Here is a 1,280-nt window from a genome sequence, read left to right on the forward strand (position 1 = left end):
TAGTTGGGCAGGCCTGAAAGATCGCCATGCAGTAACCGAACAGTGGCTAAGTCTTCATCTGCCTAAAGGTGAGACTCCAGATTTTTCGACATTTTTGGCGCAATACCCAAGTATTGAAATTCTAGCGACCGATCGACACAACAAAAAACTGCGTCCTGGTGACTTAATCGGGAACGAGTTTGTGGTTACCTTGTCTGAAGTGACAGATGTGGCGGATGTAGAGCAACGCCTTGAAAAAGTTAAACAAGTTGGTGTGCCAAACTACTTTGGTAGCCAACGCTTTGGTAACGATGGAAATAACCTCGACGAAGCTCGTCGTTGGGGACGAGAAAACGTTCGTACGCGTAACCAAAACAAACGCAGCATGTACCTGTCTGCCGCGCGTTCATGGATCTTCAACCGCATCGTTTCTGCTCGTCTAGAAAATGGTGTGTTTGATAAATTCATCGATGGTGACATCGCACAGACATCACAAGGATTGTTGGCTGTTGATGCGAATAACCTTGCTGATATGCAAAACAAGCTTGCATTGAGTGAAGTTGAAATTACTGCTGCCTTAGCGGGTGATAATGCGATACCGACCCAAACTGATGCACTTGCATTAGAACAACCATTTATTGATGAAGAACCTGATTTAATGGCTCTGATCCGTGGTAATCGTATGCGTCACGATCGTCGTGAAATCGCACTCAAACCAAAAGACTTAGCTTGGAACGTTGAAGGTAACAATATTACGTTGACCTTCTCACTCGATGCAGGCTCTTTTGCTACATCCATTGTTCGTGAGTTGGTGAATGAGGTCAAAGTAGAAAGAGAATACTAATGGAACGGGATTCACCAAATACAAAAGCTTTCAGAAGTCTGATTAGTAATGACGATGGTGTGCATGCTCAAGGAATTCACGCGTTAGCGGATGAGCTGAGAAGCGTCGCGGAAGTGATCATTGTTGCCCCAGACCGAAATCGTTCTGGTGCATCAAACTCACTGACATTGGAACAGCCTCTGCGAGTCACAGAAATTGCTCCTAATACTTATTCGGTTCAAGGGACACCGACAGATTGCGTTCATTTTGCTCTAAATGAGCTGATGAAAGATGACCTGCCAGATCTTGTATTATCTGGCATTAATCATGGTGCAAATCTGGGGGATGACGTTCTGTACTCTGGTACCGTCGCTGCAGCAATGGAAGGGCACTTTCTTGGCGTGCAAGCCATTGCATTTTCACTGGTTGGTAAACGTCATTTTGAGTCGGCTGCTAAAATTGCTCGACAGTTGGTTGA

The 1,280-nt window shown here is 45.2% G+C and carries 2 protein-coding genes; both read left to right on the forward strand.

The window, feature by feature from the left end:
- Positions 1–823, forward strand: an 823-nt coding sequence (locus R7Q46_RS24905; protein ID WP_318077890.1) for a tRNA pseudouridine(13) synthase TruD, incomplete at its 5' end; no start/stop codon positions are given.
- The coding region (gene surE / locus R7Q46_RS24910) for a 5'/3'-nucleotidase SurE (protein ID WP_318077891.1) at positions 823–1,280 on the forward strand (458 nt) is incomplete at its 3' end. The genes R7Q46_RS24905 and surE, both read left to right, overlap by 1 nt.

It is taken from the genome of Vibrio sp. 811, from assembly GCF_033339195.1.